Genomic DNA, 7310 nt, shown 5'->3' with positions numbered 1-7310 from the left:
CGCCCCGGCACCCGCCGCGCCGCCGGTGCCCGCCCCGGCGCCCGCGCCGGCCGGCACCGGCACCGCGGCCTGAGACCTGGATACCAGCACCGTGCCGCGCGACGAGAACGACACGATCGACGACAAGCCGATGCCGTTGATCGACCACCTGATGGAGCTGCGCACGCGGCTTCTGTGGTCGATCGGCGCCTTCATCATCGCCTTTGCCGTCTGCTACTACTTCTCCCGCCAGATCTACGGCTTCCTGGCCGCGCCGCTGGCCGACATCCTGCATGCGCAGGGCGGCGGCGACCGCCGCATGATCTTCACCGCGCTGTACGAGGCCTTCTTCACCTACCTGAAGGTGGCGTTCTTCGGCGCGACCTTCTTCTCCTTCCCGATGTGGGCGACGCAGCTGTGGCTGTTCATCGCGCCCGGGCTGTACCGCAGCGAGAAGAAGGCGATCATGCCGTTCCTGATCGCCTCGCCCTTCCTGTTCATCGCCGGCGCGGCGCTGGCCTACTACTTCATCTTCCCGCTGGCCTGGCAGTTCTTCATCAGCTTCGAGACGCCGGGCGATGCGGGGACGGTGCCGATCCAGCTCGAGGCGAAGGTCAGCGAGTATCTCTCGCTGGTCATGCACATGATCCTGGCCTTCGGCATCGCCTTCCAGCTGCCGGTGCTGCTGACGCTGATGGCGCGCGTCGGCATCGTGCAGGTGGAGACGCTGAAGAAGGGTCGGCGCTACGCCATCGTCATCATGTTCGTCGTCGCGGCCATCATCACGCCGCCCGACATCATCAGTCAGATCGGCCTGGCGATCCCGCTGATCCTTCTCTACGAGATCTCGATCATCGCGGCGACGATCATGCTGCGCGGGCAGAAGAAGGCGGAGGAGGCGGCGGCCGCCGCTACGAAGACATGACGCCGGAGCCGGGCGGGCTGCGGGAGGAGCAGGCGGGGCTGGAGGGTGCCGGGGCCGAGGACGACCTCTACGAGATGACCAACATCTATCCTCGGACCAGCGGGTTGCCGATGACCGTCTGGATCAGCCCGCGCGGTCGCGCGCGGCACGACGCGCGGGTGAAGGTCTGCCGGGTGCCTGGCAACCGGATGATCCCCGAGGACACGGCGGTGGTGTCGGTGCGTCCGGAGCCCGCGCTCCTTGAAGGAGAGTTGGATGCGGAGGCGCTGCGTGCCGTGCAGGCCTGGATCGTCCTGAACAGGGACGTGCTCATCGACTACTGGAACGGCGAGGCCGACGGCATCGAACTCGCCCAGCGGCTTCGGCGGGTTTGAACCATGCATGACATCCGTGCTCTGCGGGCCGATCCCGCGGGCTTCGACGCGGCGCTGGCGCGGCGCGGCATGGCGCCGTCTGCCACGGAGGCGCTGCGGCTCGACGATCTCCGCGTGGAGGCCACGCGGATCGTCCAGGCGGCGCAGACCACGCGCAACGAGCTCTCCCGCCGGATCGGCGCGGCGATGAAGGCGGGCGACACGGCGGAGGCCGAGCGGCTGAAGGCCGAGGTGAAGGCGGCGATGGACGCCGCTGCCGCCGCGACGCCCGAAGCGCATGAGCAGGCGCGCGACGCGCTGCTTGCCACACTGCCCAACCGCCTCGACCCGGACGTGCCCGACGGCGCGGACGAGAGCGCCAACGTCGTACTGCACGTCCACGGCACGCCGGCCGCCTTCGACTTCGCCCCGAAGCAGCATTTCGAACTGGGCGAGGCGCTCGGCCTGATGGAGTTCGGCACCGCCGCCAAGCTCGCAGGTGCGCGCTTCACCGTGCTGAAGGGCGCGCTGGCGCGGCTGGAACGCGCGCTTGGGCAGTGGATGATCACGCTGCACACCGAGGAGCATGGGTACACCGAGGCGACGGTGCCCTACCTGGTGAACGACGCCACGATGTACGGCACCGGCCAGTTGCCGAAGTTCGGCGAGGATCTGTTCCGTACCACCGACGGCCGCTGGCTGATCCCGACCGCGGAGGTGCCGCTGACCAACTTCGTGCGCGGCGAGATACTGGACCCCGGCGCGTTGCCGATCCGCCTGACGGCGCTGACGCCCTGCTTCCGCTCGGAGGCCGGCGCGGCGGGGCGCGACACGCGGGGGATGCTGCGCCAGCACCAGTTCCCGAAGGTGGAGCTGGTCTCCATCACCGCGCCCGACCAGTCCGCCGAGGAGCATGAGCGGATGACGCGCTGCGCGGAGCGTGTGCTGACCGAGCTCGGCCTCACCTGGCGGCGCGTGCTGCTCTGTGCGGGCGATACGGGCTTCGGCGCGGCCAAGACCTACGACCTGGAGGTCTGGCTGCCGGGCCAGCAGGCCTGGCGCGAGATCTCCTCCTGCTCCAACTGCCGCGACTTCCAGGCGCGGCGGATGGAGGCGCGCTTCCGGCCGACGGGCGGGAAGGGCACCGAGATCGTGCACACGCTGAACGGATCGGGCGTGGCGGTGGGGCGCGCGCTGATCGCGGTGCTGGAGACGTTCCAGCAGGCGGATGGCAGCGTCGCGGTGCCGGAGGTGCTGCGGCCCTGGATGGGCGGCCTGACCGAGCTGCGCCGGGCAGGCTGAACCAGACGCCGCCGCGGCGTGCGCGGCGGCGCGCGGTTCGGCCGGCGGTCGCTCAGCCCGTCGTGGCTGCGGCGCGGGCGGCCTTGGCCTCGGCCAGCGGGTCCGCGCGCATCAGCAGGATGGCCACGGCGAAGGCCGCGAACATGCCGTAGATCGGGAGGCTCGAGGCCCAGAGCACGGCGGCGGCGACCGTGAAGAGCGCCATGGACGGCCAGATGTAGGTCTCGCACAGCGACCACAGCATCGCGATGGGCGACATGGCGATGGAGAAGAGCTTGCCCAAGGTGGTGTCCTTCGCGGAGGGGCGGGGGCCCCTTCGCCCCGGGACGGGACGCCCGGACGCGCGCGATTGGACACTCCGCGCTTTTTCGCGCCGCAGCAAGCGAATGCTGCGATGGCTACCGCGAATTCACCCGGCCACAGCTTCAGCCGCTGATCCGAACGCCGAGCCGGCCGGCCATCTCCTGCACGAACTGCCAGGCGACGCGGCCCGAGCGGCCGCCGCGGGTGACGGACCATTCCACCGCCGCGGCGCGCAGCTCCTCCTGCCCGATCGGCAGGGCGAAGGCTGCGGCATAGCCCTCGATCATCGCGAAGAAGGTGTCCTGGTCGCAGTTGTGGAAGCCGATCCACAGGCCGAAGCGGTCGGAGAGGCTGACCTTCTCCTCCACCGATTCGCCGGGGTTGATCGCGGTGCTGCGCTCGTTCTCGATCATGTCGCGCGGCATCAGGTGGCGACGGTTGCTGGTGGCGTAGAACAGCACGTTGGCGGGACGGCCCTCGATGCCGCCGTCGAGGACGGATTTCAGCGCCTTGTAGTCGGCGTCCTCGCGCTCGAAGGAGAGGTCGTCGCAGAACACCAGGCAGCGCCGGCTCTCGACGCGCAGGATGTTCAGCAGGTCGGGCAGGGTGCGGATGTCCTCGCGGTGGATCTCGATCAGCGCGAGGCTGCCGGCGGCTTCGGCGTTCGCCGCGGCATGCGCGGCCTTGACCAGCGACGACTTGCCCATGCCGCGCGCGCCCCAGAGCATGGCGTTGTTGGCCGGCAGGCCGCGCGCGAAGCGCAGCGTGTTCTCCAGCAGGATGCGCTTCTGCTGTTCGACGCCCTTGATGAGGTCGATCCCCACTGCGGCGACCTTCGGCACGGGCGCCAGACGCGGCGTGGGCAGCGGGTGCCAGACGAAGGCGTCCGCCGCGCCGAGGTCGGGGCGCGCGGCGGGGGGCGGGGTCAGTCGCTCGAGCGCCTCGGCGATGCGGGCGAGCATGGGCAGCAGGGCGTGGTCGGTCACTGCAGGGGATCCGGCGGGGTGGGGATGGGTTGACGGCAGGGGGGCGGAAGCTAGGTTGCGGCCCTGAACCCCGCAATCCCACCCAGAGAGACGGACGCCGGACCGCGATGTGGATCTCCCCTGCCTACGCCCAGGATGCCGCCGCCGGCGGCACGGGCGCGGTGATCATGCAGCTGCTGCCGCTGATCCTGATCTTCGCCGTCTTCTACTTCCTGCTGATCCGTCCGCAGCAGAAGAAGATGAAGGAGCACCGCACGATGCTCCAGGCGCTGAAGCGGAACGACAAGGTCATCACCGGCGGCGGCATCGTCGGCACCATCAGCAAGGTGCGCGACGACAGCGACGAGATCGAGGTGGAGATCGCGCCGGGCGTGCGCATCACCGTGCTGCGCGGCACGATCAGCAGCGTGGTGCAGCCGCCTGCGGCCGCGAACGACGCGAAGCCCGCGGACGCCGCCAAGAGCTGACGCCCCTTCATGCGCTGCACGCATGACGCGCCATGCGTCATGCGTGCAGGACGCCGCATCCGGCCGGTGCCATGCTGCGCGCACCAGGCCGGAGACATGCCATGACATCCCCGAAGACCCTGCTGCAGCTCGCCGGCGCCGACCTGGCGCCGCCGCCACTGGCCGATGCCGTGCTGCTGGTGATCGACGCGCAGGGCGAGTACCGCACCGGGCGCCTGCCGCTCGACGGCATCGAGCCGTCGCTGCGCGTGCTGGCCGGGCTGCTGGACCGCGCGCGGGCGGCGGGCGCGGTGGTGATCCATGTGGCGCACAAGGGCCGGCCCGGTGGGCTGTTCGACCGCGACGCGGCAGGCGGGGCGATCCTGGACCCGGTGTCGCCGCGCGAGGGCGAGCCCGTGGTGGAGAAGCCGCTGCCCAACGCCTTTGCCGGGACCGACCTGGCGGAGCGCCTGGCCGCGGCGGGGCGCAAGAACCTGATCGTCGCCGGCTATCAGACGCATATGTGCGTCAGCTCGACGGCGCGCGCCGCGCTCGACCTCGGCTATCGCGTGACGATCCCGGCCGATGCCTGTGCTACGCGCGCGCTGCCGGACCCTCTGGGCGGCGAGCCGATTTCCGGCGCGGCGATCCACCGGCATGCGCTGGCGGAACTGGCCGACCGCTTCGCGGTGGTGGTGCCGGCGGCGGCGCTGGCCTGACGAACGGCCGGTCCGGGCGGAAGCATCCGCGTCTTGCGTGAGCCTGGCTCAAGGCAGGGGCCTACTGCGCAAGCCGATCGAAGAAGCGAAGGGTCGCCTGCACCATGTCCCGCCAGTCCGCCCTGAGAGGGAGTATGGTGCTAATGCGAATTGGGACACCACGCCAGTCGGTGATGTAACGGCATCGCTGCCCGGTGCCGAACGGATCCGGCCTGAAGCACTCCACCAAAACCGGCTCACCAGTGGGCAACTCCCCGAGCAGGATGTCGAAGGCAGACGGCTTGCTCGGCGGCTCGAGCGGCGGCCGGAGGCCGAAGCTGTCTTCGGCGGGCGGTCCGAACACATCGAAGCTCTCGTGCCCATAGAGCAGCCATATACGGCCCCTGATCCGCTTCAGCGTCGTCGTGTCATCGGGGTCGAGATAGCCGGCGAACATCACCTGCACTGCGCGGCCCGCCACGAAATCCCAGTGGAATTCGTCGGCCGTCCCGCGCGTCGGCGCCGCGAAGTCCGAAAGCCGGAAGCGCAGCACGAAGCCGTCCTGAGGCGCGCGGGATGGCGGGCGATAGCGGATGTGGCGCTCGGGAATGCGGAAGCTGTGACCCCGGACCGTCAGCGGCACCAGGCTGCCATATTCGGCCGGCCATGCATGGCGACCCGCCTCGACGGCCCCTGAACCGGCGTCCGGCTGTGCGGCGCCCGAACCCGGCACTCCGACGAGAGTCGCTGCAAGGAGCAGGCCGGTGACGATACTTCGGCATGCCCGCTCGCGGGCGGGGGCGGCGCGCGCCGGATCCGCGGCGCTAGGAGCCAGCGGCGCGGCGCCGGTTTCGAGACGGGCGTCGCGCCTGGCAGTCGGCTCCATCGTCATCGGACCGCTTTCGACCTGCCCGGCGCGGTCGCCCCTGGTGAGGAACCCGGCATCAGCGATGCGATGGGTCGCTGACGCCGGCACCTGATCCTGGCCGCCGGCCGCGCTGCGCGGCCGGCGTCGTCGAAGCGTCGCTGCTCAGGCGCTCTGGCCGGACTTCAGGCCGCCCTTGGCCATCAGGTCCGCCACCACTTCCCAGTTCACCAGCTTGTCCAGGAAGTTCTGCAGGTAGTTCGGGCGGACGTTGCGGAAATCCAGGTAGTAGGCGTGTTCCCACACGTCCACGCCGAGGATCGGCTGGCCCTCGCCGGTGGAGAGCGGGTTGGCGCCGTTCGGGGTCTTGGTGACCTTCAGCTTGCCGTCGCCGCCGATCACCAGCCAGGCCCAGCCCGAGCCGAACTGCGTCACGCCGGCCTGCTTGAAGTCCTCCTTGAACTTCGCGAGACCGCCGAGGTCGCTGTCGATCTTCGCCTGCAGCGCGCCGGGCAGCTTCTCGCCGCCGCCGCCGGGCTGCATCACCTGCCAGAACAGGATGTGATTGTAGTGCTGGCCCGCCTGGTTCAGCACCGGAAGGCCGTCCGCGCCCTGCTTGCCGGCATCGGCGCAGATCTGCTCGAGCGTCTTGCCGGCCAGGCCCTTGCTCTCGATCAGGCCGTTCAGCGCCGTGACATAGGCGTTGTGGTGCTTGCCGTGGTGCAGCTCCAGCGTCTCCTGGCACATGCCGTTGGCGGCGAGCGCATTGGTGGAATAGGGCAGCGGCGGCAGGCTGAAGGGCATGGGGTTTCTCCCGTGATGGCGCGGATCGGCCGGCGGCGCCTCAGGCGCGCCGCATCCGCCGCGTGACCTAGGCTTGGCGATCCGGAGCGTCAACCGCGCTTGCGCCCGCCCCCCGGGACCGTCATCGGTGCGGCATGGCCGATGCCGACCCCGATCCCGCCGGGCTCGCCGCCTTCGTGCGCGCGCATGACCCCGACCGCTTCCTGTGCGCGCTGTTCGCGCCGGCCGACCGGCGCGGCGCGCTGCTGGCGCTGACCGCGTTCAACCACGAACTGGCCCGTGCGCGGGAGGCGGCGAGCAATCCGGTCGCCGCGTTGATCCGCCTGCAATGGTGGCGCGAGACGATCGCGGAGGCGGAGGCCGGGCGCCCCCCGCGCCGGCACGAGGTCGCGCTGCCGCTGCACGCCGCGATCCGCGTGGGGCTGCTCGATCCCCGCGCGCTGGCGGCGATGGCAGATGCGCGGGAGGCGGAGACGGAGGAGGACGGGCTGGCGACGGAGCAGGACTTCGTCACCTGGCTGCGCGGCACGGCAGGCGGCTGGTCGGCCGCGGCAGGCCGCGCGCTCGGCGCCGATGCGGCGGGCGTGGAGGTGCTGCGGGCGCTGGGCGCGGCCTACGGCCTGGCGGGCGTGCTGCGCTCCGTCCCCGC

At 70.8% G+C, this 7310-nt stretch carries 10 protein-coding genes; 6 read left to right on the top strand and 4 right to left on the bottom strand.

Annotated features, from left to right (window positions below; all coding sequences use genetic code 11):
- Positions 1–130 precede the first annotated feature (130 nt).
- The 3 genes from tatC to serS are packed head-to-tail and all read left to right on the top strand — an operon-like array spanning position 131 to position 2559.
- The gene (gene tatC / locus OZN99_RS21460) at positions 131–904 is read left to right on the top strand and encodes a twin-arginine translocase subunit TatC (protein ID WP_408611883.1); all 774 of its coding nucleotides are present in this window, start codon (positions 131–133) and stop codon (positions 902–904) included.
- Entirely contained in the window at positions 901–1278 is a 378-nt protein-coding gene (locus OZN99_RS21455; protein ID WP_270937290.1) for a DUF4160 domain-containing protein, read from the top strand. Before tatC ends, OZN99_RS21455 begins: the two co-directional genes overlap by 4 nt.
- 3 nt (positions 1279–1281) lie before the next feature.
- Entirely contained in the window at positions 1282–2559 is a 1278-nt protein-coding gene (gene serS / locus OZN99_RS21450; protein WP_270937289.1) for a serine--tRNA ligase, read from the top strand.
- 52 nt (positions 2560–2611) lie between these two features.
- Here the strand turns inward: serS and OZN99_RS21445 are convergent, their stop codons facing one another.
- Positions 2612–2842 carry a hypothetical protein gene (locus OZN99_RS21445; RefSeq protein ID WP_270937288.1) on the bottom strand — a complete coding sequence of 77 codons (231 nt, stop codon included), beginning with the start codon at positions 2840–2842 and terminating at the stop codon, positions 2612–2614.
- 142 nt (positions 2843–2984) lie between these two features.
- A complete protein-coding gene (locus OZN99_RS21440) occupies positions 2985–3824 on the bottom strand; it encodes an ATP-binding protein (RefSeq protein WP_270937292.1) in 840 nt (279 codons plus the stop codon).
- A gap of 131 nt (positions 3825–3955) precedes the next feature.
- On the opposite strand from OZN99_RS21440, the gene yajC reads away from it, so the two are divergent.
- Positions 3956–4315 carry a preprotein translocase subunit YajC gene (gene yajC / locus OZN99_RS21435; protein ID WP_270937287.1) on the top strand — a complete coding sequence of 120 codons (360 nt, stop codon included), beginning with the start codon at positions 3956–3958 and terminating at the stop codon, positions 4313–4315.
- Positions 4316–4416: 101 nt separating this feature from the next.
- Entirely contained in the window at positions 4417–5013 is a 597-nt protein-coding gene (locus OZN99_RS21430; protein WP_270937286.1) for a cysteine hydrolase family protein, read from the top strand.
- Between the two features lie 61 nt (positions 5014–5074).
- On the opposite strand, the gene OZN99_RS21425 is transcribed toward OZN99_RS21430, so the two are convergent.
- Positions 5075–5884, bottom strand: a complete 810-nt coding sequence (locus tag OZN99_RS21425) for a hypothetical protein (RefSeq protein ID WP_270937285.1) — start codon at positions 5882–5884, stop codon at positions 5075–5077.
- Positions 5885–6022: 138 nt separating this feature from the next.
- Positions 6023–6661, bottom strand: coding sequence for a superoxide dismutase (locus OZN99_RS21420; protein WP_270937284.1), 639 nt, complete (start codon positions 6659–6661; stop codon positions 6023–6025).
- Positions 6662–6795: 134 nt separating this feature from the next.
- On the opposite strand from OZN99_RS21420, the gene OZN99_RS21415 reads away from it, so the two are divergent.
- A partial coding sequence (locus tag OZN99_RS21415) for a squalene/phytoene synthase family protein (RefSeq protein WP_270937283.1) occupies positions 6796–7310 on the top strand: 515 nt, incomplete at its 3' end.

This window comes from Falsiroseomonas oryzae (assembly GCF_027856955.1).
GTDB lineage: Bacteria > Pseudomonadota > Alphaproteobacteria > Acetobacterales > Acetobacteraceae > Falsiroseomonas > Falsiroseomonas oryzae.
The sequence above is the reverse complement of the archived record's forward strand: the minus strand, read 5'-3'. Positions and strand labels throughout refer to the sequence as shown.